Consider the following 26649-nt stretch of genomic DNA (forward strand, 5'->3'; position numbering starts at 1 on the left):
GGTGGCGACACCGGCGTCGGCGGCGCCGACCGTGCCTGTCACCCCGCTTGCCGCCTATGTGAAGGCCCGTGCCGCCGATGCGGACGGGCAGGTTGCCATCGCCGCGCAAGGCTATGCGCTGGCGCTGGCCGCGCAACCCGCCGATCGGTTGATCGCGGTGCGGGCATTGCGACAGGCGCTGGCCGCCGGTGACCTGCCGCTTGCCCGCCGCGCCGGGGCGGTATTGCGCGCCGCCGATGTCGCGCCGGCGGATCTCGACATCCTGGCGTTCAGCGATGCGGTGATCGCGCGCGATGCGGCGGGGCAGCGCGTCGCGCTTGGCCGGCTGGCCGAATCGCCGCTCGGCTTCCTTGCCCCCCTGCTCGCCAGCTGGGTCGATCTTCCCGCGCCGCCGGTGGCGGGCGACAGCGGTGCGATCCCGCGTCGCTATGCCGCCGAAAACGCCGCGCTGCGCCTGCTGGCGACGGGCAAGGCGGCGGAAGGAATCGCCGCCACCCGCGCGCTGCTGTCCACCACCGGCGGCGACGCCGATTTCAGATTGAACGCCGCGCAGCTGCTCGCCCGTGCCGGCGAACGCGACACCGCCCGCGCGCTGCTGGCCGGTGACGATCCGGTCTTGTCGCGCGCCGCCGAGACGCTGGGGCGCGGGAGCAGGGGCGATGCCCGCTTCGGGGTGTCGCGCCTGTTCGCACGGATGGCGGGCGACCTGTCGGCCGAAGGGACCGAGGCGCTGGCGATCATGCTCAGCCGCTCGGCGCTGCTGCTCGACCCCGATTATTCCCGCGCCCGCATCGCACTGGCCGACGCGCTGGCCCGCGACGACGCGATCGGCGAGGCGCGGGCGATATTGGCGCAGGTCCCGCCGGGCGATCCCTTCGCCGGCAGCGCCAATGCGCTGGGCGTCGTCGCGCTCCAGCGCGCGGGCGACCTGCCCGGTGCGCTCTCGCTGGCCCGCGAACAGGCGGCGCGGCGGGATGCCTCGACCGCCAGCCTGCGCCGCTATGGCGACCTGCTGCTCGAATCGAACCAGCCTGCCGAAGCGGCAGCGGTGTACGCGCGGGCATTGGCGCAGGCCGGATCGGCGGCGGACTGGACGCTATACCTGCAACGCGGCGCGGCGCTCGACCGGACGGGCGACTGGGCCGGCGCGCTGCCGATGCTGCGCCGCGCGGTGGAACTGGCCCCGCAGGAGCCGGCGGCGCTCAACTATCTGGGCTATGCGCAGGTCGATCGCGGCGAAAATGTCGCCGATGCGACGCGAATGCTCGAACGCGCCCATGCGCTGGCGCCGAAAGACCCCGCGATCGCCGATTCGCTCGGCTGGGCCTGGTTTCGCGCCGGCAACCTCCCCGCCGCGCTGCCGCTGATCGAGGGGGCGGTGCGGCAGGCGCCTGACGATCTGGAGATCAACGAGCATCTCGGCGACCTCTATTGGGCTGCCGGTCGCCGGGTCGAGGCGCGCTATGCCTGGAGCGCGGCGGCGGTGTCCGCCAGCGGTCCCGACGCGGCGCGGCTGGCGGCAAGGCTTGCGAACGGGCCGCCTTCGTCGCATCGCTGACCCGGATGATCGTCGAACCCGCACCCGCCAAGCTGAACCTCGCCCTCCACGTCCGCGCCCGGCGCGACGATGGCTATCACGAACTGGAGACGCTGTTCGTGTTCGTCCGCGACGGCGACACGGTGCGGCTGACCCCGGGGACACGCGACGGCTTCGCGATCGTTGGACCGTTTGCCGCCGGATTGAGCGGGGAGGGCGATAACCTCGTCACTCGCGCCCGCGATGCGTTTCGCGGCGCGTTCGGTGCGGGACAGCCCTTGTCGATCGTGCTCGACAAGCATCTGCCGGTCGCCTCGGGTATCGGCGGCGGATCGGCCGACGCCGCCGCGACGCTGCGTGGCATGGCGCAAATCGCCGGGATCGCGCCGGACGAACGGGAGCTGATGGCGATCGCCGCCGCACTGGGATCGGACGTGCCGGCCTGTCTGGCGGGGCGGACGATGATCGGGCGCGGGCGGGGCGAGCGGCTGACGCCGGTCGAAATCCCCGCGCTGCCGGTGCTGCTGGTCAATCCCGGCGTTGCCGTGTCGACCGCCGCGGTCTTTGCCGCATGGGACCGAACCGATCGCGGACCTTTGCCACAGGGTAACGCGCTCGCCATCGCGCTCGGCGGCCGCAACGATCTCGAGCCGCCGGCCCGCGCGCTGGCTCCGGCGATCGACACGGTGCTGGCGATGCTGGGCGACGCGCGGGGCGTGCGGCTGGCGCGCATGTCAGGATCGGGTGCGACCTGCTTCGCGCTGTTCGACCGGGCGGAGGATTGCGCCGCCGCGGCGCAGGCGGTTCGCATGGCCCGGCCCGATTGGTGGTGTCTCGAAACGGCACTGGCGTGACGGTCGATCGTCCTGATTTCGAACAGATGCCACCTGCGCCCGCTGGAGCGCCGGCTTGGCGCGATGTTTGCGAGGGATCGCACGCGGATCAAACGCCAGGAGCGGATCGTCCGTGGGCGGTCTCTTCGGACGCCGCCCACTTTCCCGCCATGATCGACTGCACCCGCGACGGGGCGATCGCGACCCTGTGGCTGGCGCGAGGCAGCGCGCGCAACGCCCTGCCCATCGCCGGGTGGCAGCAACTGGCCGCCCACGTAGCCAAATTGGCGACGTCGGATGCGCGGGCGGTGCTGATCGCCTCGCGCGAAGCGGGGGTGTTTTCGGCCGGGGCCGACATTGCCGAATTTCCCGAGCTGCAGCGCGATCCCGCCCGCCGCGCGCTGTTCCGCGAAAGCCTGTCCGCCGCGATCGAGGGCGTTGCCCGCCTGCCGATGCCGGTCATCGCCGCCATCGATGGCGGATGCTTCGGGGCGGCGGTCGCCATTGCGCTGGCCTGCGACCTGATCGTCGCCGGCGACGGTGCGCGCTTTGCGATTCCGCCGGCCCGGCTCGGCATCCTCTACCCCCCGGCCGATGTCGCAAGGCTGGTCGCGGCGGTCGGGCGGGGGCAGGCGGCGCGGCTGCTTTATACCGGTGACGCGATCGATGCCGACGAAGCCCTTGCCATCGGCCTCGCCCATCGGCGCGGCGGCGGTGCGCAGGCCCTTGCCGCGGCCATCGCCGCCAACGCCCCCGGCGCGGTGCGCGGCCTGAAGCTCGCTATCAATGGCGTTCCCGGCGGCGAAGCGCGCTTCGACGCGGCGTTCGGGAGCGCCGAACTGGCCGAGGGCCTCGCCGCCTTTCGCGACCGCCGACCGCCGGAGTTCTGAATGCACGCTGCCGATCACCTGCCCGGAACCGACACTGGCCTGCTCCTGCTATGCGACCATGCCTCTGCCTGGGTGCCGGACGGTGTGGCGATTCCCCGGCATCTGTTATCGCTGCACATCGGCGTCGATATCGGCGCGGGGCCGCTCACCCACGCGCTGTCGGCCGAACTCGACGCGCCCGCCATCCTCGGCACCGTGTCGCGTCTCGTGATCGACCTGCATCGCCAGAGCGATCATCCCGGCCTGATCCCCGAAGTTTCCGACGGTCACGCCATCGCCGCCAATGTCGGCGCCGACCGCGCCGATCGTATCGCCCGTTTCCACGCGCCCTATCACCTCGCGATCCGCGACCAGGTGCGCCGCGACCGCCCGTGCCTGATCGTCGCGATCCACAGCTTCACGCCTGCCCTCGAAACTGGCGGCGAACCGCGCCCGTGGGAGGCGGGCATCCTTTATGGCCGCGACGACCGCGCCGCCCGCATCGCGATCGACTTCCTCCGCGCAGAGGGCATCCCCACTGGCGATCAGCAGCCCTATTCGGGCCGCATCCTCAACGCGACGCTGGACCGCCATGCCGAGGGGCAGGGTATCCCGTCGCTGTCGGTAGAGGTCCGCAACGACCTGATCGCCGATGCTGCCGGGGTCGTGCGCTGGTGCGCGATCCTTGCCGATATGATCGCTGCGGTGCGCAATGGACTTGCGCTGGAGCGGCTCCCCGCGCAATAGGCTGTCGCCATGACCCAGCCTTTCGACAAATCGCGGCTGCCCAGCCGCCACGTTTCCGTCGGCCCCGAACGCGCGCCGCATCGCAGCTATTATTATGCGATGGGCATCGCCGAAGAGGACATTGCCAAGCCGTTCGTGGCGCTCGCCTCGGCCGGCAACGACAGCGCGCCGTGCAACACGACGCTCGATTTCCAGGCCGATGCCGCCCGCGAAGGCGTGGTCGCCGGCGGCGGCATGCCGCGCCGGTTCAATACCATCACCGTGACCGACGGCATCGCCATGGGGCACCAGGGGATGAAATCCTCGCTGGTCAGCCGCGAGGTCATCGCCGACTCGGTCGAGTTGTCGGTGCGCGGCCATTGCTATGACGCGCTGGTCGGCTTTGCCGGGTGCGACAAGTCGCTGCCGGGCATGATGATGGCGATGCTCCGGCTGAACGTGCCGTCGATCTTCGTGTATGGCGGGTCGATCCTGCCCGGCCGGTTCGAGGACCGCGACGTGACCGTGGTCGACGTGTTCGAGGCGGTCGGCCGCTATGCCGCCGGCACTTGTCCGCTGCATGACCTGACCGCGCTCGAAAAGGTTGCCTGTCCGGGGCATGGCGCGTGCGGAGGGCAGTTCACCGCCAACACCATGGCATGCGTCGGCGAAGCGATCGGCCTGTCGCTGCCCAATTCCAACATGGTGCCCGCGCCCTATCGCAGCCGCGAAGAGATCGCGATCGCGGCGGGCAAGCAGGTGATGGAGCTGGTGCGCCTGAACCTGCGCCCGCGCGACATCGCCACCCGCGCCGCCTTCATCAATGCCGCGCGCGTCGTGGCGGCGACCGGCGGGTCGACCAACGCCGCGCTGCACCTGCCGGCGATGGCGAACGAAGCCGGCATCGATTTCGACCTGTTCGACGTGGCAGAGGCTTTCAAATCAACGCCGTACGTCGCGGACCTGAAGCCCGGCGGCAAATATGTTGCCAAGGACATGTACGAGGCCGGCGGCGTCTACATGCTGATGAAGACCATGCTTGCCAATGACCTGCTCGATGGCAGCTGCATGACCGTCACCGGCAAGACGCTGGGCGAGAATATCGACGAGGTGACGTGGAATCCTGACCAGAAGGTCATCTACGACGTCAAGACGCCGATCACCCCGACCGGTGGCGTCGTCGGCCTGCGCGGGACGCTCGCTCCCGATGGTGCGATCGTGAAGGTCGCCGGCATGAAGCGCCTCCAGTTCACCGGCACCGCCCGCGTGTTCGACTGCGAGGAAGACGCCTTTGCCGCCGTCGAGCAGCGCAGCATCACCGACGGCACCGTCCTCGTCATCCGCTATGAAGGGCCGAAGGGCGGTCCGGGCATGCGCGAGATGCTGTCGACCACCGCTGCGCTCTACGGTCTTGGCATGGGCGAAACCGTCGCGCTTATCACCGATGGCCGCTTTTCGGGCGGCACGCGCGGCTTCTGCATCGGCCATGTCGGTCCCGAAGCGGCCGAAGGCGGCCCGATCGCGCTGGTCGAGGATGGCGACATCATCACAATCGACGCCGAAGCCGGTACGATCGACCTCGACGTGGCACCGACCATCTTGGTTGAGCGCCGGGCAAAGTGGCAACCGCGCGTGAACGACTATCAGGCCGGCGCGCTATGGCGCTATTCGACCACGGTCGGCCCCGCCTATCAAGGCGCGGTAACCCATCCGGGCGCGAAGGCGGAGCGGCACGTCTACGCCGATATCTGACGCCTTCGCGCGACAGCACCGTATCGCCGCCTGTGCGGGGATACGGTGCCGGTCGTGTTGTGGTATCGATCCGCCATGACCGGATTCGAACGATACCTTGCCCTTGCCGGCATCGTGCTGCTGGGTGCATGCGACCGCAGGCCTGACCCTGCCGTCCTTGCCAATATTGAAGCGGAACAGCGCGCGGCCGCCGATGACGCCGGGCGGATCGAATGCGCCGCCGATGCGACCGCGCCGCTCGCCGCTGATTGCACGATCGAGCGCACGACCGATCAGGGCGGCACCTTGCTGACCCTGCGCCAGCCCGATGGTGGCTTCCACCGGCTGCGTATCGCCCGCGACGGGCGAGGGGTCATCGCGGCCGACGGCGCGGAGGTGGCAAAGGTCACCGTCGTCGGCGACAACCGGATCGAGGTCGCGATCGGTGGCGCGCGCTATCGCCTGCCCGCGACGGTCGGTCCCGTCACACGGTGACGCGGTTCCCGGGGAACGCGCCGATCCTGCGCGGCGCGGCCATGCGAGGGGCGGAGGAGGCGACCTTTGCCTCCGGCGTCACGCAGGACGCGCTGATGGAACGCGCGGGATTGGCGGTGGCGCGAGAGGTACGTCGTCTGGCGCTCGGGCGTCCGGTCCTTGTCCTGGCAGGCTCTGGAAACAACGGCGGGGATGCCTTTGTTTGCGCAAGATTTTTGCAGGAATGGGGCTGCGACGTGGCGGTGGCGGCCTTACCCACCCGCGCATCCGGCGCGGCCGAGCGGATGCGTGCGGCATGGGCCGGGCCGGTGGCGACACTGTCCGGCGCCAAAGTCCGTCCAGTGGTCGTCGACGGTCTGTTCGGCATCGGACTGTCGCGTCCGCTCGCCCCCGACATCGCCGATCCGCTGGCACGGCTGATCCATGACGCCTTCGTCATCGCCATCGACCTGCCGAGCGGGATCGACGCCGATGCCGAGCGCCATTTCGCCGGTTGTGGCCGGGCGGATGTGACCGTGGCACTCGGCGCGCTCAAGCCCGCCCATGTTACCGGGGCGGCGGTCGCGCGCATGGGGCATGTCCTGCTCGCCGATCTCGGCATCGCTCTGCCCACCGCGCCCCGGACCATTGCGCGTCCGGTGATCGCCGCGCCCGACCGTGAGGCGCATAAATATCGTCGGGGGCTGGTTACCGTGCTGGCGGGTGCGATGCCGGGCGCCGCGCGGCTGGCGGCGCATGCCGCGTTGGCGGCGGGGGCAGGCTATGTCGTGTTGGCCGGTGACGATGCCGGGCAGGGCGGGCCCGACGCACTGGTCCGCCGGTCGCGGGACGATCTTCCGGCGCTGCTGGCCGACGATCGGCTGGCGGCGCTACTGGTCGGGCCGGGGCTGGGGCGGGACGATGACGCGACCCGCCTGATCGACGCCGCGCTTGCCTGCGCCGCACCGCTGGTCATCGACGGCGATGCCCTGTCCGTACTCGGAGCTGCGGGGATAGGGCGTATCGCCGCGCGCGCCGCGCCGACGTTCCTGACGCCCCATAGCGGCGAATTCGACCGGATGTTCGGGGCGGGGGGTGGCAACAAGATCGACCGGACGGCCCAAGCTGCGCTACAGGCGCGCGCCACCATCGTTCACAAAGGCCCCGATACCGTGATCGCTTCCCCCGACGGCACCGTTACCGTTTCTCCCGATGCGCCTTCGTGGCTGTCGACTGCCGGCACCGGCGACGTGCTGGCCGGCATCCTGGCGGCGCGCCTGAGGCCCGGTTGCGAGCAGGCGGCGGCGCAGGCGGTGTGGCTGCACGGTCGCGCCGCGCAGCTTGCCGGCCCGGCCTTCGTTGCCGACGCGTTGATCGGTCATCTAGGACAGGCGATCGCCGCATGTCGCTGAACCAGGACGACCTGATCGTCCGCGTCGCGGCGCGGGGCGAGGGAGTGACCGGCGATGGCTGTCACGTACCGCTGGCCGCCCCCGGCGACCGGTTGCTGGCGGATGGCTCGATCGAGCATGGGCCGCATCATGCCGTGCCGCCGTGCAGCCACTTCCCCACCTGTGGCGGGTGCCAGCTCCAGCATCTCGACCTGCCCAGCGAGGCCGATTTCGTCGCCGACCGGGTACGCGGCGCGCTCGCGTCGCAGTCGCTCGACGCCGTGGTCCGCCCGGCGGTCCTGTCCGCGACCCACACCCGCCGCCGTGCGACGCTCCACGCCGACCGGCGCGGGAAGCAGGTGACGCTGGGCTTCACCGAAAGCGGCACCCACCGCATCGTCGATGTCCGCGAATGCCATGTCCTCCTGCCCGAACTCTTCGCCGCCATCGCCCCGCTGCGCTGGCTGCTGGCAACGGCGCTCAAGGACCGCTCGCGCGCCGACGTCCATCTGGCGCGGGTCGATCAGGGGGTCGACGTCCTCATCATCGGCAAGATCGCCGATGGTTTGGCCGCAGCCGAAGCGCTGACCAACTTCGCGCAGGACCAGCGGCTCGCCCGGCTGTCGATCGACGACGGCATGGGCGCGGAGGCGCGCTGGGAGCCGGAGCCGGTCACGGTAACCCTGGGCGGCGTGCCCGTCCCGTTCCCGCCGGGCAGCTTCCTGCAGGCGACCGGCGATGGCGAAGCGGCGCTGACCGCGGCAGTCGACGAAGCGGTCGCAGGGGCGGTGATCGTCGCCGACCTGTTCGCCGGGCTGGGCACCTTCACCCTGTCGCGGGCTGAGAACACGCGGACCTATGCCGGGGAGGCGGGTCGCGAGGCGATCATGGCGCTGAAGCTCGCCGCCGCGCGTGCCGGCCGGCCGGTCGTGGCCGACCATCGCGATCTGTTCCGCCGCCCGCTGACCGCCGCCGAGCTCGACCGGTTCGACGCGGTAATCCTTGACCCACCCCGCGCGGGCGCCCGCGAACAGGCGGCCGCACTGGCGGAAAGCAAAACGCCGATCATCGCCTATGTTTCGTGCAATCCCAGCAGCTTCGCGCGCGATGCTAAGATGTTGGTGCAGGCTGGCTACCGGATCGACTGGGTGCAGCCGGTCGGGCAATTCCGCTGGTCGACCCATGTCGAACTGGTCGCGCGGCTGGTGCGCGACTAGCGCAGGGTTGCATCAGATCGCCGGATACGTCGCCCCGACGAAATACAGCCCGTCCGGCGGCGCGTTCAGCCACAGCGCTGCCCGGTCGCGCGCCGCAAGGATGTCCGCCAGTTCGTCCGGCGTCCGCTTGCCCTGTCCGACGATCGCGAGGCAGCCGACCATCGATCGTACCTGATGGTGCAGGAACGAGCGCGCGGCGGCGTGGATGTTGATCCGGTCGCCGTCGCGCTCCACTGCCAGCCGGTCGAGCGTTCGCAGCGGGCTGTCCGCCTGACAATGCGCCGAACGAAACGTCGTGAAGTCGTGCCGCCCGACCAGCCGCGTCGCTGCATCCGCCATCGCATCGGTATCCAACGGCTGCGGCACCCGCCACGCCAGCCCCAGTTCGTGGGTCAGCGGCGCGCGGCGACACATGATGCGATAGACATAGGCGCGGCCGAGGCACGAAAACCGCGCATGCCAGTCGTCCGGCACCACTTCGCAATCGAGGATCGCCACCGGATCGGGCCGCAACCGGGCGTTCAGCGCCTCCATCAGCCGGAACGGTTCGATCGCCTTCGCCACGTCGACGTGCGCGCGCATGCCCGTCGCATGGACGCCGGCATCCGTACGCCCGGCGGCGTGGACGGCGGCCTGTTCGCCGGTCACATCGAACAGCGCACGCTCGATCGATCCCTGCACGCTCGCCCCCTTGGACTGGCGCTGCCAGCCGACGAACGGGCGACCATCATATTCGACGGTCAGGGCAAAGCGGGTCATGCGATGCGCGTGCCCCTGGGGATCGCGAAGCCGCGGAGCAGTTCCTCGGCCGAGGTGACGCCGCGTCCGGCACGCTGGACCTGCATGGGGACGAACACCCCATCGGCGCATGCGATCTCCAGCGCGTCACCGACGACCATGCCCGGTTCGGCACACGCGGCTCCGTCATCTACCCGCGCCGCCAGCACCTTGATCCGCTCGCCATTCAGTTCGAAAAATGAACCCGGAGCCGGGTTGAACGCCCGCACCTGCCGCTCGGCATCGACCGCGCTCCCGTCGAAGCGCAACCTCGCTTCCGCCTTGTCGATCTTGGCGGCATGGGTCACGCCCTCATTTGGCTGCTCGACCGGCGGATAAGCGTCGGGATCGGCAAGCACCTCCAGCATCAACCGCGCGCCCATCGCGCTCAGCTCGCCCGCCAGCTCGCCCGCCGTCTTGCCAGCGACCGGGGTACGTCCCTCCAGCCGCACCGGCCCGGTATCCATCCCCACGGCCATCTGCATGATGCCGACGCCGGTTTCTTCATCCCCGGCAAGGATCGCGCGCTGGATCGGTGCCGCCCCCCGCCAGCGCGGCAGCAATGATCCATGGACGTTGAGGCACCCCAGTCGCGGCGCGTCCAGCACTGCGCGCGGCAACAGCAAGCCATAGGCGGCGACCACCGCCACATCGGCATGCAGCGCGGCAAACGCCGCCTGCACCGCCGGGTCGCGCAGGCTCTCCGGCACCCGCACCTCGATGCCCAGCGATTCGGCCAGCCGGTGGACGGGGGAGGGGGTCAGCGCCTTGCCGCGCCCGGCGCGACGCGGCGGCTGGCTGTACGCCGCAACGACCTCGTGCCCCGCATCGACCAGCGCCTGGAGGATTGGCACCGCAAATTCGGGCGTGCCCATGAAGATGATCCGCATGCGCCCTCTACGACACCGTGGCGTCCGCCCGCGCAAGCCCCTATCTTGAACGCGATGGCCTCTCCCGAAATCGACGCGCTGACCCAGGCGCTCTCCCGCCTTCCCGGTCTTGGCCCCCGTTCGGCCAGGCGCGCGGTGCTGCATCTGGTGAAAAAGCGCGAGACGGCGCTCGACCCGCTGCTGATCGCGCTTGACCGGGTGGCGCGCAATCTGTCGACCTGTTCGACCTGCGGCAATGTCGACACGACCGATCCGTGCGGCATCTGCACCGATCCGCGCCGCGACGATCGCTCGCTGTGCGTGGTGGAGGAGGTCGCCGATCTGTGGGCGCTCGACCGCGCGCGGCTGTTCCCCGGCCGGTTTCACGTGCTCGGCGGGCGGCTGTCGGCGCTGGAGGGGGTGCGGCCCGACGACCTCGCCATCGATTCGCTGGTCAGCCGCGTGGCGGCAGGGGGCATCGATGAAGTCGTCCTGGCAATGAACGCCACGCTGGAGGGGCAGACGACCGCCCATTACATCGCCGAGCGGATCGAGAAATTTCCGGTCCGCCTGACCCAGCTTGCCCACGGCCTGCCGGTCGGCGGCGAACTCGATTATCTGGATGAAGGCACGCTGGCACAGGCGTTACGGGCACGACGCCCGGTCGCTTGACCGGCGAAACTATGCTACTTACCCGACCGCTATGGCTATTCTTCCGATCATCGAAATCCCCGATCCCCGCCTCCGCCTCGTCTCCGAACCCGTCGAGGGCGTGACGGATGAGGTAAAGACCCTCATCGCCGACATGTTCGAGACGATGTACGACGCGCCCGGCATCGGCCTCGCCGCGATCCAGGTCGCCGTGCCCAAGCGCGTGCTGGTCATCGACCTGCAGGACGAGGAAGATGAAGAGGGCAAGCCGGTCAAGGCGCCGCGCGCCTTCGTCAACCCGGTGATCGAGGAAGTGTCGGAAGAGCTGTCGTCCTATCAGGAAGGCTGCCTGTCGATCCCCGAACAATATGCCGATGTCGTTCGCCCCGCGCGCTGCCGCGTGACGTGGCTGGACGAAAAGGGCGAGAGCCATGACGAATGGCTCGACGGGTTGATGGCGACCTGCCTCCAGCATGAGATGGACCATCTGAACGGCGTGCTGTTCATCGACCACCTCTCGCGGCTGAAGCGCGATATGGTCATCAAGAAGCTGAACAAGGCGCGCAAGGCGGCCTGAGGACCTTTCCAACGCGACGAACCGAACCCCCATCGCCTTGCCCGTCGGGCGGGGCGGGGGTAGGTTCCCTCTCCGTTCCTCCCGGAGTATCGCATGGACCCGCTTGTCATCGTCATCGTCGCCGCCGTCCTGCTCGCGGGGTTGGCGATCGGCTGGCTGATGGGCACCCGCCAGGTTCAGTCGCTGCGCGAGGAGCGCGACAGCCGCGAGGGTGATTTCAAACAGGCGATCGCCGACCTCGCGCTCGCGACCGAACGTGCGAAGGAAGTGCCGGCACTGCGCGAGGAGCTGGCCGAAATCCGTGGTGACCGCGACGCGCTGCTGCTCGACCATGCTGCGCTCAAGGCCAATGCGGCCGCGTTCGAGGAACGGCTGACCGAGTTCAAGGACGCGCGCGAGGCGATGGCCGGGCAGTTCCGCGAAACCGCGCAGATCATGCTGGACGGCGCGCAAAAGGCGTTCCTGCAACGCGCCAACGAACGCTTCGCGCAGGCCGGCGACACCAACGAAATGAAGCTGAAGGCGCTGCTGGCCCCGGTCGAGGCGACGCTGAAGCGCTACGAAGCCAGCATGACCAAGGTCGAGGGCGAGCGGCAGGAAGCCTATGGCACGCTGAAGGGCCTGATGGATGCGATGCGCATCGGGCAGGAATCGGTGAAGAGCGAGGCGGCGAAGCTGGTCAATGCGCTGCGCTCCGCACCCAAGGCGCGCGGTCGCTGGGGCGAGCAGCAGCTGCGCAACGTTCTGGAAACCTGCGGCCTTGCCGAACATACCGATTTCCAGATGGAGGTCTCGGTCGACCATGGCGACGGTCGCCTGCGTCCCGATGCCATCGTGAAAGTGCCCGGCGGAAAGAGCCTGGTGATCGATGCCAAGGTGTCGCTGAACGCCTATCAGGACGCGCACGGCGCGGTCGATGAAGTCGAGCGCGCGGCGTTCATGACCGCCCACGTCGCGTCGATGAAGAACCACGTCAACGCGCTGGGGGCCAAGAGCTACCAGTCGCAGTTCGAGGATACGCCCGATTACGTCGTGATGTTCGTGCCGGGCGAACATTTCCTCGCCGCCGCATTGGAACATGATCCGTCGATGTGGGACTATGCGTTCGACCGTCGCGTGCTGATCGCGACGCCGACCAATCTGATCGCCATCGCCCGCACCGTCGCGGCGGTATGGCGGCAGGAAAAGCTGGCCGGCGAAGCGCGTCAGATCGGCCAGCTGGGCCGCGAACTCCATGCCCGCCTCGCCAAGATGGGCGACCACGTCGCGAAGCTCGGCAAGAACCTGGAGGGTGCGAACACCGCCTACAACGCGTTCGTCGGCAGCCTCGAATCGCAGGTGATGACCTCGGCCAAGCGCTTCGAAACGCTGAACATCGATACCGGTGGCAAGAGCATCGATCCGCTGCCGGTGGTCGAACAGTCGCCGCGCCCGCTGACCAAGCTGGCCGTCGCCATCGCGCAGGCGGAGGACGCGGTGGAAGAGCGGATTGAAGCAGAAGGCGCGGCGGCGGAGTAGGGGCGCACCCCATGTCCTGATGGACGTCCCCCCGGCAAAGACCGGGACCTTTGCGAATGTCCGGATTGCTGGATCGTTTTCTTACCCCGCGGAGAGGGTGGGCCACCGAACGCCTTACCGCCCCGGTCGTGGCGGCACCCGCCCATTATCGCCCAGCACCAGCCCCATCGTGACCGCGACGATCCGCGCCGCCATTCCCGCACACAACCGATGCGGATCGTCGCGCGCCGGCACATATTCCGCCAGCACCAGCCCGGCGATCTCGCCCTTGTCCGCCAGCGCGCTCAGCAGCAGCACGACCTCTTCATACCGCAGGCCCCCTGGCGTCGGCATCGCCACCGCCGGAAACACCGCCGGGTCGATCCCGTCGCAATCGATCGACACCAGATAGCGCCCGCCCGCCGGCACCTGTGCGATCGCCGCGTCGATCCCGCAGCGGATCAGGTCATAGGCGGTGACGATTCGGCTGCCCCAGCGGCGCGCATCGTCGATCTGCCATTGGCCTCCGCTGCCAAGCCCGCGTACCCCGACCTGCACCATGCCCGTGACATGCGGCATTTCCGCCAGCCGTCGCATCGGCGATCCATAGCCCAGTGGCTCGCCCCGGATATCGTCGCCCCAATCGACATGCGCGTCGATCTGCACCACGGTCAGCGGCCGGTGATCGGCAAAGGCCGCCGCGAACGGGATCGGTACCGAATCGTCCCCGCCCAGCAGGATCGGCACCGCGCCGGCGTCCAGCACCGCACGCGTCGTCGCCTCGATCCGCTCGCGATTGCCCGGAGCATCTTCCGGCCGGGTATCGACATCGCCGATATCGACCACCCCGCGCGCATCGCCCGGATCGGGAAAGGGGGTAAAACCCAGATCGAAATCGATCTGCGACAATTGCCGGGCGAATCCCAGCGACGCGGCGCGGATCGCGGCGGGCGCGTCGGCCGAATGGCTCGGCTCGCCATCGTCATAGGGCGTGGCTTCGCTCGCCCCGAACAGGACGATGCTGGGGCGCTCCAGCGCCGTGATATCGGCGGCGGGCAGGGCGGCGAAGGTCGGTCGGGTCATCCCTGCTCAATCCCCCGCCGGCGCAAAGGTTCAGGGCCGGTGCTGCGCCAGCACGGTATACGCCATCACCGCCGTCGCCACCGCCGCGTTCAGGCTGTCGGCTTTGCCCAGCATCGGAAGCTTGACCAGCAAGTCGCATTCGGCGGCCATATGGTTGGGCATCCCCTGTGCCTCGTTACCGGTCAGCAGGAAGGTCGGATCGGGATAGCTCGCCGCGCGGTAATCTTGCTCGGTATCGAGGCTGAGGCCGACCAGCGTGCCCGGTCCCTTGCGCAGCCAGTCGCGGAACGTCGCCCAGTCGGCCCGCGCGACGGCGACAGTAAAGATCGCCCCCATGCTGGCCCGCACCGCCTCGACCGAAAACGGGTCGACGCATTCGTCGATCAGGATCAGCCCGCCGGCACCGGTCGCATCCGCCGTGCGCAGGATCGTGCCGAGATTGCCCGGATCGCGCAGCCGTTCGGCGACCAGCCATAGCGACGCGTTGCGCCGGTCTATCCCGGTAAGCGCGGTCGAGAATTCGTCATAGACGCCGACGACCGACCCCGGATTATCCTTGCCCGACAGCTTCGACAGGATGTCGACGGTGGTCGAAATGGCGATGCCGCCCGACGCCTCGGTCTCCTCGATCAGCGTCTGCAGAAGCGGATGCTGCTCGCTGCTCGCGAAATACAACTCGGCCGGCAGCCAACCGGCCTCGCGCGCTTCGGTCAGGATGCGTAACCCTTCGGCCAGGAAACGCTGCTGGTCGCGGCGGTGACGTTTCTCGCGCAGGTTGCGCGCGGACTTCACCATCGGGTTCGAATAGGCGGTAATTTCGCGTGGCATATTTTTCGCCTAGCGCCCCGCGCGCTCCGCGTCGATGGAATCGAGGATGCGCGTGCCCGCCATGAACACCGCGATCGGGCAGACCGCGAACAACAGCTTGCCGCCGATCCCCGGATATTGCGCCATGTAATGAAAGCCGCGCTCGACCGCGCCGACGCCCAAGCCATAGATGACGAGGAACGCCTCGAACTTCGACTTGATCGTGAACAGGTTCTTAAGCCGGGTCAGCATGATCCCAAAATACGCAAAATACGTACCAGTGGCGGTTTTCCGCCGATCCTTCCGCCCGGCTGATGGTTAATTGTCAATTTACCCGACAAGGTCGAGCGATTCGAGCAGCGCGCGCCGCGCGCCTTCGATCCGTTCGATCAGTGTCGGATCGCCGATATCGGCGGGTGCGATCCGCTCGGGCCAATGCGCCTCGATCACCGCCGCGATCCGGTCGAGCTTTGCACCATCGACCAGGAAACGCGGATCGATCGTCGCCGGATCGGCCACGACGCGCAGCCGCAGACAGGCGGGGCCGCCGCCATTGGCCATCGATTCGCGCACATCGACCACCTCCAGCCGGCGGATCGGGCCGTTGCCCGCGACCATTTCCTGCAACCAGCTCCACACGCGCGGATTGTCGCGTGCCTCGCCCGGCAGGATCAGCGCCATACCGCCGCCATCGGGCAGGGTCACCAACTGCGCGTTGAAGAGGTAGGAGGTGATCGCATCGGCCAAGCTCACCCGGTCGGCCGGCACCTCGACGATCTCGACCGACGGGATGGCGCGTCGCAGGTCGGCGAAGAAGCCCTCGCGATCCTCGAACGCCTGTTCATGGGCGAACAGCACGCGTTCATTGGCGACCGCCACCACGTCGTTGTGAAACGCGCCGGCCGCAATCGCCGCGTCCGATTGCCGCACCATCAGCGTGGCCGCCGGGTCCAGCCCATGCGCCCGCGCGATCGACGCCGACGCCTCGACATGCTGGCGCGCGGGGAAGGGGCCGCCACTCACGCCATAGACGAAGACCTCGACGCCGGCTGCGTCATGCGTGTCGCACAGCCGCATATGGTTGGCCGCGCCTTCGTCACCGAAGGGCGCCGGCACCGGGCCATGCACGACGAACGCCTCGCCGGCAAAGGCGGTGCGCAACTGCTTGAGCGTCGCCGGCCACTCATGGCTGCGATGGGCCATCGTCACGAGGTTCGCGACGGTCAGGTGGCAGCGCCCGTCGCTGCAATCACTGGCGGGGGAGACGGTCGCGGCATTGGCTGCCCACATCGCGGAGGCCGACAGCGCCTGCGCCCGCAGATGCGGCGCGGCGCTGGCATAGTCGATCGCCAGTGCGGCCAGCCAGCCATGGTCGGGTCGCGGATGCGGCAGCAGGATGCCCTGCGTCAGCCCCAGCGCAAGGTTCGCGCGCATCTTGGCGATCCCCTGCAACGCCGCCGCGCGCGGGCGCGACGTCTCGCCGGCATTGCGCGTCGCCGCCAGATTGCCGTGGCTCAGGCCCGCATAATTGTGGCTGGGACCGATGATCCCGTCGAAATTGATCTCGCGCACGCTCATCGTGCCACCTGCGAAATCATATCGCCGACCGTGACGTCCAGCGCGCGCGCGGCCTCCGCATCGATCACGATCCCGTCGTCGCGCAGCGTCACGTCCCCCATGCATGCGCGAAAATCAGCCAGCCGCCCCGTCGCCAACAGCGAGGGGCTGCCGCCTTCGCCAATCGCCACCACCTGCAGTTCGCGGCGGTCGCGCACCGTCGCGATCTGGTCGGTCCGCGCGGTCATGGTCGGGCCGCCGTCGAAGATGTCGACGTAATTCTCATATGCAAAGCCTTCATTCTCCAGCATCCGCATCGCCGCGCGCCCGGTCGGGTGGGGCAGGCCGATGACCCCGCGCGCCGCCTCGGGCAGCATCGCGATATAGACCGGATGGCGCGGCATCAGGTCGGCGATGAACTGGTTGCCATGGATCGCATTGAACTGGTCGGCATCCTGAAACGTCATGCCGAAGAAGCGCCCGGCCACCCCGTCCCAGAAGGGCGATCCGCCCGCTTCGTCGATGATCCCGCGCAGCTCCGCCAGCACCCGATCGGCAAAGCGCCCGCGATGCCGTGCGATGAACAGATAGCGCGACCGCGCGAGCAACAGCCCCAGCCCGCCGGCGCGCTCACCCGGATGCAGGAACAAGCCGCCGACCTCGCTCGATCCCTCCAGGTCGTTGACGAGGTTCAGGATATCGGCGCGGAAGGTCCGGCCCAGCGCTTCGCTATGCTTGGTCAGCGTCGCGACGCGATAGGAATAGAAGGGCCAGCGTTGCCCGACCTTCGTGAATACCTGGCACGTGCCGCGCACCTCGCCGGTGTCGATATTTTCCAGCACCAGCACGAACACTTCGTCGCGGGGGCTGTCCTCCTCATGGCTGAACGCCATGGCGCTCCGCTCCAGCCGGGTCATCAGCGCGTTGCGATCGGGCGGCAGGTTGGTGAAGCCGCCGCCGGTCAGCTTCGCCATTTCGTACAGATATTTCAGGTCGCTTTCGCGCGCCGCACGGATTCGAAACGTCACAATCCCCCCTGTGCCACAATCCGGGCAATGCTCAGCGCCGATAGCCGGGCGCGTTCGGCCAGGCTGTCGACGATCATGTACTCGTCGTTCGAATGTATCGCGCCGCCGCGCACCCCCATTGTGTCGATGACGGGCACGCCGCACGCGGCGATATTATTGCCGTCGCACACCCCGCCGGTATCGCGCCACGCGATCGGGATCGACAGGTCGGCCCCGGCCGCCTGCACCAGCGCGAACAGCTTGGCCGCGCCGGCATCGATCGGCTTGGGCGGGCGATTGAAGCTGCCATGCACCGCGATCGTGACCTCATGCGCCGCCGCGACCGCCGCCACCGCCGCGTCGATCTCGGCGCTCGCCCGCTCGATCTCGTCGCTCCCATGCGGTCGGAAATTGACGCGCAGCACCGCATGGTCGGGCACGACATTGTTCGGCCCGCCGCCATCGATCCGCGCCGGATTGACCGCGAGGTGCGGGCTCCGCGCAGCGCTCAGCCGCAGCGCGATATCGGCGGCGGCGACGATGGCGTTGCGGCCTTCCTCCGGATTGCGACCGGCATGGGCGCTGCGCCCGGTGATGACGATCGAGAAATTGCCGGTGCCGCCGCGGGCCCCCGCCAGCGTACCATCGGGCAGGGCGGGTTCGTAGGTGAACGCCGCGACCTTCCCCCGCGCCACCCGGTCGATCAGCCGGGCCGAGGAAAAGCTGCCGGTTTCCTCGTCCGAATTGATCATCACGTCATAGCCGAAGCTATCACCGATCCCGCCGGCCTCGACCGCCTTCAGCGCCGCCAGCATGACCGACAGCCCACCCTTCATGTCCGCCGCGCCGGGGCCGTTCAGCGTATTCGGATCGGTATAGCGCATCGCCTGAAACGCGTGGGTTTCGCCATACACCGTGTCCATATGCCCGGTGAACAGCATCCGCACCGGCGCCTTCGGGCGGACCTGCACCAGCAGATGCCGGCCATGCTCGATCGCGCGGACGGTGCCATCGGGCTCGACCGCTTCCGCCGAATCCGGATCGACCAGCGTGATTTCGCCCGGCAGCGCGGCGAAGCTGTCGGCCAGCATCCCCGCCACGGTGTTCAGCCCCGCGACGTTGCGCGTCCCGCTGTTCACCGCGACCCATTGTTCGACCTGCGTCAGCATCGCCGCCTGATCGATCGCGTCGATCGACCGGCGTTCCGCCTCATTCATCCTGTCCATCGGGTAGGTGTAGAGCGATCCGGTATCAAACGGAACCTCTTGTGGAGGAACTCCGATTACCACGTCACCCCGGGCTTGACCCGGGGTCCCGCTTCTTCTGCGACGGTCGGAAGGAAGCGGGACCCCGGATCAAGTCCGGGGTGACGAAAGGGGGGGCAAACCCAATCCCTAGAACGCATACACCAGCGACGCGCGGCCGGTCGTGTCGGCGTTGACGCGCCCGACCGGCGGCCGGCTTTCATACTGGATGTTGTACGACAGCCGCGCCGACAGGGGTCCCAGCACCTTGGCATCGACCGCGGTCAGGCTGGTGACGGTGCTGTTCGCGTCCTGCAGATAGGCCGAGGTATTCTGCCGCAGCGTCAGCGCCGGGGTCATCCGCCACCCGAAATCGACCGACCCGCGCGCCGCCAGATTCCGTTCGACCGTATCGGTCGTGAACGACGTATAGCGGAATGCCGGCCCCAGTTCGAGGTCGAGCGTCACCGGCCCCTTGGCGACGACGGTATAGCCCGCCCCGGTCGATGCCGAATAGCGGTCGTAATAGCCGAAGAACTTGTCCGATTCATACTGCGCCGCGCCATAGATATAGAGCCGGTCGTCGACCTTGTAGTTCGGTTCGAACGCGGCGAGATAATGTTCGCGCGTCGGGATATTGTTGGTTTCTTGGTAATCCGCCTGCAGCTTCAACTTGTGCCGCCAGCGATAGCCCTCGCGCGCCAGGTCGAGGATCGCGGTCACGCCCAGGCTGTCCGAATTGCCGCCATTGACCCATCCGCCAACCTCGGCCCGGCCCTTGACCAGCGCGCCGAACGACGCGGTGCGCAGCCGCTTCTCGGTCTTTTCCGACCGCTCGAACGTGTAATGCGACGCCAGCTCGGCGATCTTCTGCGAATGTTTCGGCGCGGCCTTGCGCGCATAGCGCACGATCGTCGCGACGTCGTTGTCGTTGCCCGACGCCATCGCCTCTTCCAGCATCGTGCGGATTTCGATCGGCAGGTCCGGCTCGGGCGGCGGCTCCGCGAAATACAGGCCGAGCGGCAGGAGGATCGCGGGGTTAGGCATCACCGCCCGCTATAGCCGATCGAATGCATATAGGCTGAACGATTCATCGCATGGGAGAGGCGCTTCACCGATGCAGATGGTCGGCAAACCCGGCGAGGACCTGCTCGTACAGCGCCTTCTTGAACGGCACGATCATCGACGGCAGGTCGGCGGGATCGGCCCAGCGCCATGCGCGGAACTCCGGCTCGGGTGTCTGGATGTCGATATCGGCGTCCGTCCCCTCGAACGCGAACAGGAACCAGCGCTGCCGCTGCCCGCGCCATTTTCCCTTCCAGATCTTGCCGATCATGTCGTCGGGCAGGTCGTAGAGCAGCTCTGCCGGGTTTTCCGCGATCAGCCGCACCTTGTCGGCGGCCACTCCCGTTTCCTCGCGCAGCTCGCGGATCGCGGCGTCGACCGGCGCTTCGCCATCGTCGATCCCGCCCTGGGGCATCTGCCACGCCTCCAGCGTCGAATCGAGCCGTTGGCCGACGAACACCTGTCCGTCGCGGTTCAGCAGCATGACGCCGGCACAGGGGCGATAGGGGAGGGCGGTCTTGTCCATCGCCGCTTCCTATCGCCTGAGGCTGCCTTTTGCGAGGCGCATCGGCATCTTATCTGTGCGTCCGTGATCCCCGTCGTCCACCATCCCGATTATGTCGCCGAAAGCCCGCCGGGCAGCCGCTATCGCTGGGGCAAGAACGGCCTCGTCCGCGATCTGCTGCGCGAGATGGGGGAGGCCATCGACTGGCACGGGTGCGACCCGATGCCGCGCAAGTGGATCGAGGCGGTACATGACGACACGTACGTCGCCGAGGTGATCGAAGCCCGCGTGCCCCCGCACAAGGAACGCCGCATCGGCTTTCCCGTCACCCCGCCGATGGCGCTGAGGGCGCAGGCGGTGCCCGGCGGCACCTATGCCGCCGCGCTGGTCGCGCTGGAACGGGGCTATGCCGCCAATACCGCCGGGGGCAGCCACCACGCGCTGGCGGATACCGGGGCGGGGTACTGCGTGTTCAACGACCTCGCCATCGCCGCCAACCGGCTGGTCGATGAGGGGACATGCGATCGGGTTCTGGTGGTCGATGTCGACGTGCATCAGGGCGACGGCACCGCATCGCTGCTGGCCGGGCGCACCAACCTCGCCACCTATTCGATCCATGCCGAAAAGAACTTCCCGGCGCGAAAGGCCGTGTCGACGCTCGACGTGCCGCTGCCCGATGGCGTCGGCGACGACGAATATCTGTCGACGCTGGCAGCGACCCTGGTCCCGCTGATCGACAGTTTTGCGCCGACGCTGCTGCTCTATCAGGCCGGGGTCGATCCCTTCGCCGACGATCGGCTGGGTCGTCTGTCGCTGACCCAGGACGGGCTGGACGCGCGCGACCGCTGGATTGGGCAGCTCGCCCGGACCCGCGGCCTGCCGATCGCCAGTGCACTGGGCGGCGGCTATGGCGATCTGCTCGAAGTATCGCGCCGCCATGTCGCCTCGATCGTCGCGGTGGCGGAGGGAACCGGGATCGTCGCGCGAGCGTAACGTCACGCGATGAGCGACCCCGTCCTACTCTGGCTCCGCCAGGACCTCCGCCTGCGCGATCAACCCGCGCTTCGTGCCGCGATCGACGAAGGGGCGGTGATCCCCGTCTATATCCTCGACGACACGTCGCCCGGCGACTGGGCGATCGGTGGCGCGCAACGCTGGTGGCTGCACCACAGCCTGACGTCCTTCGAAGAAGGGCTGCGAGGCAAGGAGTCGCGCCTGATCCTGCGCCGGGGCGAGGCCGTCGCCGAACTGCGCAAGCTCTGCAAGGAAACCGGCGCGACCCGCATCCACGCCATGCGCCACTACGAACCATGGTGGGTGAAGGCGCAGGAGGCGCTGGGCGACGCGCTGACGCTCCACGACGGCAACCATCTGCGCCCGCCGGAGGATGTCCGCACCGGTTCGGGTGGCATGTTCAAAATCTATTCGTCCTTCTGGAAAGCGCTGAACCAGATGCTGCCGCCCGAGGACCCGGCGCCGATGCCGCGCGCCATCCCGGCGCCGTCGAACTGGCCGAAATCCGACAAGCTCACCGACTGGAAGCTGCTCCCGACCAAGCCCGACTGGTCGACCGCGTTCGGCAAAGCATGGCAACCCGGCGAGGACGGCGCACACAAGGCGCTGAAAACCTTCGCGGATCGGCTCGCCGATTATGACACGGCCCGCAACCTGCCCTCGATCGACGGCAGCTCCAACCTGTCGCCGCACATCCATCACGGCGAAATCTCCCCGCGGCAGATCTGGGCGGCGCTCGACGGGCAGGGCGACAGCCTCACCACCTATCGCAAGGAACTGGCGTGGCGCGACTTCGCCAGCGGTGTCATCCTGTCGATGCCCGATTACGCCGACGCCAATGGCCGCCGGCGCTATGACAAGCTGAAATGGCGCAGCGACGCCGCATCGAAACGCGACCTGAAGGCATGGCAGCAGGGCCGCACCGGCTATCCCATCGTCGATGCCGGGATGCGCCAACTGTGGCAGACCGGCTGGATGCACAATCGCGTGCGGATGATCGCGGCCTCGTTCCTCATCAAGCATCTGCTGATCGACTGGCGCGAGGGTGAGCGCTGGTATTGGGACTGTCTGGTCGATGCCGATCTCGGCAACAATGCGGTCAACTGGCAATGGGTCGCGGGCACCGGCGTCGATTCGAACATGTTCGGGCGGATCATGGCCCCGCTCACCCAGTCGGAAAAGTTCGACGCCGCCGACTATATCCGCCGCTGGGTGCCCGAACTGGCGAAACTGTCGGATAGCACGATCCACGATCCCGACGCGGCGGGGTGCCGGCCGAAGGACTATCCGGCAAAGATCATCGACCACCGCGAGGCACGCGAACGCGCATTGGCGGCGGCAAAGGGGATCTGACCAGCCACTATAGTATCCCCGCCTACGCGGGGGTACGGGAACCTACCCGCACAACCCCCGCCCGGTGGGATCGCGCAGCGCCGCCGCTTCCGACCCGCTTTCGCTTAGCCGGTCGAACCGCAGCCCCGACAGCGATGCCCGCCCGCGACACGCCGCCTCGCACCCGGCCGGCAACTCCCCCGGAAAGCGCACCGCATCGCCGTCGAAGCCGGCCTCGAACGCACAGCCCTTGCCGAAATCGACCGTCAGCCGCTCGCCCGCGCGGACGAACCGCCCGCGCGCGCTGCACCCGTTCGCCTCGCCATAGTCGACGAATGCGCCGATCCGCTGTCCCGCAACGCACAGCCGGTCGCCCTCGCGCGCATATAGTCCGACCGGCTCGGCGGCCGCGGCATCGCGCACCACGCCACGCGCCATCGCCGCTTGTTCCAGCGCCGCGCCCTCCGGTTCGCGCAGCGGCGCGGTTCCTTGCGAACAACCCGCCAGCAACAGCAGGGCCGCCGCCCAGCCCCTCATGCTACCGGCACCAGCCGATCGCCCTCGATCCGGCGAAAGAAACAGCTGGTCGCCCCGGTATGGCATGCCGGCCCGGCGGGCACGCAGCGCACCCACAGTGCGTCCTGATCGCAATCGATCCGTACCTCGACGACGCGCAGCACGTTGCCCGATGTCTCGCCCTTCTTCCAGATCGCCGCGCGACTCCGCGACCAGAAGATCGCTTCCTTCGTCTCCAGCGTCAGCCGCAGCGCATCGGCATTCATATGCGCCACCATCAGCGGCGCGCCAGTATCGGCATCGACGCACACCGCGGTCAGCAGCCCGTCGGCATCGAATTTCGGGTTCAGGGTCAGGCCGGTATCGCGCGAAGTCATGCGCAACCCCTATCGCCGATCATGGTTCCGCCGCAATCGACGATCAAAGGGCGACAAATCGATAAAGGCTACCTATATGGCAGCCGCGTGACACGCTTATCCCCGGAAGGGCCTATGTTCACCACCCACCCATTTGACGACGACAAGCTGCGTGAAGAATGCGGCATCTTCGGTGTTTCCGGCGCGGACGGCGCGGCGGCCCTCGTGGCGCTCGGCCTCCACGCCCTGCAGCATCGTGGCCAGGAAGCGGCCGGCATCTGCAGCTGGGATGGGGCGATGTTCCACACCCAGCGGGCGCAGGGCCATGTCGCGGGCAATTTCGACCGGCCGGAGGTGATCGAATCGCTACCGGGCGCGACCGCCTGTGGCCATGTCCGCTATTCGACCACCGGCGAAACGTCGAACCGCAACATCCAGCCGCTATATGCCGAACTGGCGTCGGGTGGTTTTGCGGTGGCGCATAACGGCAATCTTTCCAACGCCATGCGGCTGCGCAAGGATCTGGTCCGCACCGGATCGATCTTCCAGTCGACCAGCGATACCGAAGTCATCATCCACCTGGTCGCGACGTCCAACTATCGGACGCTGCTTGATCGGTTCATCGATGCGCTGAAGCAGGTCGAGGGTGCGTACTCGCTGATCTGCATGACGCCCGAGGGGATGATCGCCTGCCGCGATCCGCTGGGCATCCGGCCGCTGGTGATGGGCAAGCTTGGCGACGACGCCTATATCTTTGCCTCGGAAACCGTTGCGCTCGACGTGGTCGGCGCCGAGTTCGTCCGCGAAGTCGAACCGGGCGAGCTGGTGATCGTCAAGAACGGCGAACTGCGCTCGATCCGCCCGTTCGCGCCGCTGTCCCCGCGTCCCTGCATCTTCGAATGGGTCTATTTCTCGCGCCCCGATTCGATCAGCGAAGACCGCTCGATCTATTCGGTGCGCAAAGCCATCGGCGCGGAACTGGCGCAGGAAAATGCGGTGGAGGCCGATCTGGTCATCCCCGTGCCCGATTCGGGCGTTCCCGCCGCGATCGGCTATGCCCAGGCATCGGGCATCCCGTTCGAACTGGGAATCATCCGCTCGCACTATGTCGGGCGCACCTTCATCCAGCCGGGCGACAAGGTCCGCCATCTGGGCGTGAAGCTGAAGCACAACGCCAACCGCAAGCTGATCGAGGGCAAGCGCATCGTGCTGGTCGACGATTCGATCGTGCGCGGTACGACGTCGCTGAAGATCGTGCAGATGATGCGCGATGCCGGCGCGGCGGAGGTGCATATGCGCATCGCCTCGCCCCCGACGCGTCATTCCTGCTTCTACGGCGTCGACACGCCCGAACGCGCCAAGCTGCTGGCGGCCAAATATGATCTGGGCGGCATGACTGACTATATCCAGGCCGACAGCCTCGCCTTCATCTCGATCGACGGCCTGTACCGCGCGCTCGGCGAAGCGAACCGCACCTCGGTACGCCCGAAATATTGCGACGCCTGCTTCACCGGCGACTATCCGACGCCGCTGACCGATCAGGATGAGACGACCCCGGTCGATCAGCTCGCCAATCTGGCCGAACGGGTCGGATGAGCTTGCCGTTGCAGGGGCAGCTGGCGCTCGTCACGGGTGCCAGCCGGGGGATCGGTGCCGCCACCGCCGTGGCACTGGCGGGGCAGGGCGCGCACATCATCCTCACCGCGCGGACGACCGGCGGGCTGGAGGAGGTCGAGGATGCGATCTATGCGGCGGGCGGCACGGCCACCATCGCACCGATCGACCTGTACGACCTGACCGCCATTCCGCAGCTGGTGTCGGCGATCGCCGATCGCTGGCGCGCGCTCGACATGCTGGTGCTGAACGCCGGGGCACTCGGCACGCTGGGGCCGGTGCCGTCGTTCGACCTGAAGGAATTCGACAAGGTGATGGCGCTGAACGTCACCGCCAACGCCGCATTGATCGCCGCCTTCTCGCCGATGCTGCGTTTGGCGCGGGCGGGCAAGGTCGTGGGTGTCACGTCCTCGGTCGGGGCCGCCCCGCGGGCCTATTGGGGCATGTACGGCGCGTCGAAGGCGGCGTTCGACAACATCATCGCCAGCTACGGCCTCGAAATGGCGAACATCTCGCCGGTCCGCACCGCGATCGTCGATCCCGGCGCCACCCGGACGAAGATGCGCGAACGCGCCTATCCTGGCGAAGACCCCCAATCGGTGAAGCCACCCGAGCGGGTCGCCGCCGCGATCGTGAAGCTGATGACCGACGGCTTCGACAGCGGTACCCGCATCCGCGTCGACTGAAGGCGGATTGATCTCCGTGAACTGATCCGTACCCCCGCGCAGGCGGGGGTCCAGAGCCAAGCAGACCGGCCGTATGTGCTGGCAACCCTGGACCCCCGCCTGCGCGGGGGTACGGTCTAAGCGGAATGATCGCTTTTACGAAAGCGCAGTACGGCACCGAACGTCAACGGTTCCAAACGCCCATAAAAACAAATAGTTCGTGTTTCTCGGGGCCGGCTTCGACCTCGCTCGTTGACCGGCGGCTGCGCGTGCAGCTTGCCCTTCGAGGAGCCTGACCATGGCCGTTAAATTCGCCGGAACGATGAACGCGATTAACCGCGGACTGGACGAAACCAAGCCCGCCAAGGGCGCGACGATGATCGAGGATTGGGAAGCCGCGCTGGCCGACACCGACGTGCCGGGTGCAAAGGGCATCCTCCGCGACCTCGCCTCGCTGCGCAAGCAACTCGAAAAGGACACGCCCGACAGCGACCGGGTCCATGATCTGCTCCACCGCCTGGGTGCGGCGACCACGAAGATTGCCGACAAATCGGACAAGCAGCAGGAGAAGCTGCGCGCCCTGGGCGAAGCACTGACCGAAGCCGGCGAGGAATCGCCCGACGAGGAAGAAGACACCGAAGCCGCCGCCGCCCCGAAGCGCGCGCGCAAGAAGGCGTAAGAGGGCAGGGGGGCGGGCAGTCTCCGGACGACCCGCCGCCTTTCGGCTTTCCTACA

Annotated in this window: 28 protein-coding genes; 16 read left to right on the forward strand and 12 right to left on the reverse strand. The window is 68.1% G+C overall.

From position 1 onward, the window contains the following. The first annotated feature begins 1 nt into the window (after window position 1). The 8 genes from ASE67_RS00360 to ASE67_RS00395 all read left to right on the forward strand — a co-directional run bounded on the left by ASE67_RS00360 (window position 2) and on the right by ASE67_RS00395 (window position 8778). Window positions 2-1558, forward strand: a complete 1557-nt coding sequence (locus ASE67_RS00360) for a tetratricopeptide repeat protein (protein ID WP_235511731.1) — start codon at window positions 2-4, stop codon at window positions 1556-1558. Between the two features lie 5 nt (window positions 1559-1563). Then, window positions 1564-2391, forward strand: a complete 828-nt coding sequence (locus ASE67_RS00365) for a 4-(cytidine 5'-diphospho)-2-C-methyl-D-erythritol kinase (RefSeq protein ID WP_055755742.1) — start codon at window positions 1564-1566, stop codon at window positions 2389-2391. Between the two features lie 149 nt (window positions 2392-2540). Beyond that, a complete protein-coding gene (locus ASE67_RS00370) occupies window positions 2541-3260 on the forward strand; it encodes an enoyl-CoA hydratase/isomerase family protein (protein ID WP_055755745.1) in 720 nt (239 codons plus the stop codon). Continuing rightward, window positions 3261-3986: an N-formylglutamate amidohydrolase gene (locus tag ASE67_RS00375; RefSeq protein ID WP_055755747.1), complete on the forward strand. Its 726-nt coding sequence runs from the start codon at window positions 3261-3263 to the stop codon at window positions 3984-3986. It begins immediately after the preceding gene. Between the two features lie 9 nt (window positions 3987-3995). After that, window positions 3996-5717 carry a dihydroxy-acid dehydratase gene (ilvD, locus tag ASE67_RS00380; protein ID WP_055755748.1) on the forward strand — a complete coding sequence of 574 codons (1722 nt, stop codon included), beginning with the start codon at window positions 3996-3998 and terminating at the stop codon, window positions 5715-5717. 75 nt (window positions 5718-5792) lie between these two features. Next, entirely contained in the window at window positions 5793-6191 is a 399-nt protein-coding gene (locus ASE67_RS00385; RefSeq protein WP_055755750.1) for a hypothetical protein, read from the forward strand. Next, window positions 6188-7582 (forward strand): NAD(P)H-hydrate dehydratase, encoded by a 1395-nt coding sequence (locus ASE67_RS00390; RefSeq protein ID WP_235511732.1) that lies wholly within the window; start codon window positions 6188-6190, stop codon window positions 7580-7582. Before ASE67_RS00385 ends, ASE67_RS00390 begins: the two co-directional genes overlap by 4 nt. Further along, entirely contained in the window at window positions 7573-8778 is a 1206-nt protein-coding gene (locus tag ASE67_RS00395) for a class I SAM-dependent RNA methyltransferase (RefSeq protein WP_055755752.1), read from the forward strand. The genes ASE67_RS00390 and ASE67_RS00395 overlap by 10 nt, the downstream gene beginning before the upstream one ends. 12 nt (window positions 8779-8790) lie before the next feature. Here the strand turns inward: ASE67_RS00395 and truA are convergent, their stop codons facing one another. Both truA and fmt read right to left on the reverse strand, forming a co-directional pair. After that, the gene (truA, locus tag ASE67_RS00400) at window positions 8791-9537 is read right to left on the reverse strand and encodes a tRNA pseudouridine(38-40) synthase TruA (protein WP_055755754.1); all 747 of its coding nucleotides are present in this window, start codon (window positions 9535-9537) and stop codon (window positions 8791-8793) included. Then, window positions 9534-10445, reverse strand: a complete 912-nt coding sequence (gene fmt, locus ASE67_RS00405) for a methionyl-tRNA formyltransferase (RefSeq protein ID WP_055755757.1) — start codon at window positions 10443-10445, stop codon at window positions 9534-9536. The genes truA and fmt overlap by 4 nt, the downstream gene beginning before the upstream one ends. Before the next feature lie 54 nt (window positions 10446-10499). Between fmt and recR the strand changes: the two genes are divergently transcribed. From recR to rmuC, 3 genes are all read left to right on the forward strand, one after another. Next, a complete protein-coding gene (gene recR, locus ASE67_RS00410; protein WP_055755758.1) occupies window positions 10500-11096 on the forward strand; it encodes a recombination mediator RecR in 597 nt (198 codons plus the stop codon). Between the two features lie 31 nt (window positions 11097-11127). Further along, entirely contained in the window at window positions 11128-11652 is a 525-nt protein-coding gene (gene def, locus ASE67_RS00415) for a peptide deformylase (RefSeq protein ID WP_055755760.1), read from the forward strand. Window positions 11653-11745: 93 nt separating this feature from the next. After that, complete coding sequence (gene rmuC, locus ASE67_RS00420) at window positions 11746-13170, forward strand: DNA recombination protein RmuC (RefSeq protein ID WP_055755762.1); 1425 nt, start codon at window positions 11746-11748, stop codon at window positions 13168-13170. 114 nt (window positions 13171-13284) lie between these two features. Here the strand turns inward: rmuC and ASE67_RS00425 are convergent, their stop codons facing one another. From ASE67_RS00425 to ASE67_RS00460, 8 genes are all read right to left on the reverse strand, one after another. Further along, window positions 13285-14232, reverse strand: a complete 948-nt coding sequence (locus ASE67_RS00425; protein WP_055755764.1) for an arginase family protein — start codon at window positions 14230-14232, stop codon at window positions 13285-13287. A gap of 30 nt (window positions 14233-14262) precedes the next feature. Continuing rightward, on the reverse strand, window positions 14263-15060 hold the full coding sequence (locus ASE67_RS00430; RefSeq protein ID WP_055755767.1) for a TrmH family RNA methyltransferase: 798 nt from the start codon (window positions 15058-15060) through the stop codon (window positions 14263-14265). 9 nt (window positions 15061-15069) lie between these two features. Beyond that, window positions 15070-15291 carry a hypothetical protein gene (locus tag ASE67_RS00435; protein WP_055755768.1) on the reverse strand — a complete coding sequence of 74 codons (222 nt, stop codon included), beginning with the start codon at window positions 15289-15291 and terminating at the stop codon, window positions 15070-15072. 78 nt (window positions 15292-15369) lie between these two features. Next, complete coding sequence (locus ASE67_RS00440; protein WP_055755770.1) at window positions 15370-16617, reverse strand: N-succinylarginine dihydrolase; 1248 nt, start codon at window positions 16615-16617, stop codon at window positions 15370-15372. Continuing rightward, entirely contained in the window at window positions 16614-17624 is a 1011-nt protein-coding gene (locus ASE67_RS00445) for an arginine N-succinyltransferase (RefSeq protein WP_055755772.1), read from the reverse strand. The genes ASE67_RS00440 and ASE67_RS00445 overlap by 4 nt, the downstream gene beginning before the upstream one ends. Continuing rightward, on the reverse strand, window positions 17621-18829 hold the full coding sequence (locus ASE67_RS00450) for a hydrolase (protein WP_055755774.1): 1209 nt from the start codon (window positions 18827-18829) through the stop codon (window positions 17621-17623). The genes ASE67_RS00445 and ASE67_RS00450 overlap by 4 nt, the downstream gene beginning before the upstream one ends. 168 nt (window positions 18830-18997) lie before the next feature. Continuing rightward, the gene (locus tag ASE67_RS00455; protein WP_055755776.1) at window positions 18998-19894 is read right to left on the reverse strand and encodes a DUF481 domain-containing protein; all 897 of its coding nucleotides are present in this window, start codon (window positions 19892-19894) and stop codon (window positions 18998-19000) included. A 64-nt stretch (window positions 19895-19958) separates the two neighbouring features. Next, window positions 19959-20438, reverse strand: a complete 480-nt coding sequence (locus ASE67_RS00460) for an RNA pyrophosphohydrolase (protein WP_055755778.1) — start codon at window positions 20436-20438, stop codon at window positions 19959-19961. A 63-nt stretch (window positions 20439-20501) separates the two neighbouring features. Between ASE67_RS00460 and ASE67_RS00465 the strand changes: the two genes are divergently transcribed. Both ASE67_RS00465 and ASE67_RS00470 read left to right on the forward strand, forming a co-directional pair. Continuing rightward, entirely contained in the window at window positions 20502-21410 is a 909-nt protein-coding gene (locus ASE67_RS00465) for a histone deacetylase family protein (protein WP_055755780.1), read from the forward strand. Window positions 21411-21419: 9 nt separating this feature from the next. Further along, window positions 21420-22784: a cryptochrome/photolyase family protein gene (locus ASE67_RS00470; protein WP_055755782.1), complete on the forward strand. Its 1365-nt coding sequence runs from the start codon at window positions 21420-21422 to the stop codon at window positions 22782-22784. Window positions 22785-22826: 42 nt separating this feature from the next. On the opposite strand, the gene ASE67_RS00475 is transcribed toward ASE67_RS00470, so the two are convergent. Together ASE67_RS00475 and hisI are read right to left on the reverse strand one after the other, a co-directional pair. Beyond that, window positions 22827-23300: a hypothetical protein gene (locus ASE67_RS00475; protein WP_055755784.1), complete on the reverse strand. Its 474-nt coding sequence runs from the start codon at window positions 23298-23300 to the stop codon at window positions 22827-22829. Continuing rightward, complete coding sequence (gene hisI, locus ASE67_RS00480; protein ID WP_055755786.1) at window positions 23297-23656, reverse strand: phosphoribosyl-AMP cyclohydrolase; 360 nt, start codon at window positions 23654-23656, stop codon at window positions 23297-23299. The genes ASE67_RS00475 and hisI overlap by 4 nt, the downstream gene beginning before the upstream one ends. A gap of 114 nt (window positions 23657-23770) precedes the next feature. Here hisI and purF point away from each other — a divergent pair, with 114 nt between their 5' ends. The 3 genes from purF (at window position 23771) to ASE67_RS00495 (ending at window position 26593) form a co-directional block, all read left to right on the forward strand. Beyond that, entirely contained in the window at window positions 23771-25231 is a 1461-nt protein-coding gene (gene purF, locus ASE67_RS00485; RefSeq protein ID WP_055755788.1) for an amidophosphoribosyltransferase, read from the forward strand. Continuing rightward, window positions 25228-25935, forward strand: coding sequence for an SDR family NAD(P)-dependent oxidoreductase (locus tag ASE67_RS00490; RefSeq protein WP_055755790.1), 708 nt, complete (start codon window positions 25228-25230; stop codon window positions 25933-25935). Before purF ends, ASE67_RS00490 begins: the two co-directional genes overlap by 4 nt. 277 nt (window positions 25936-26212) lie before the next feature. Next, window positions 26213-26593, forward strand: coding sequence for a hypothetical protein (locus ASE67_RS00495; RefSeq protein ID WP_235511733.1), 381 nt, complete (start codon window positions 26213-26215; stop codon window positions 26591-26593). Window positions 26594-26649: the final 56 nt, after the last annotated feature.

This window comes from Sphingomonas sp. Leaf23 (assembly GCF_001421585.1).
GTDB lineage: Bacteria > Pseudomonadota > Alphaproteobacteria > Sphingomonadales > Sphingomonadaceae > Sphingomonas.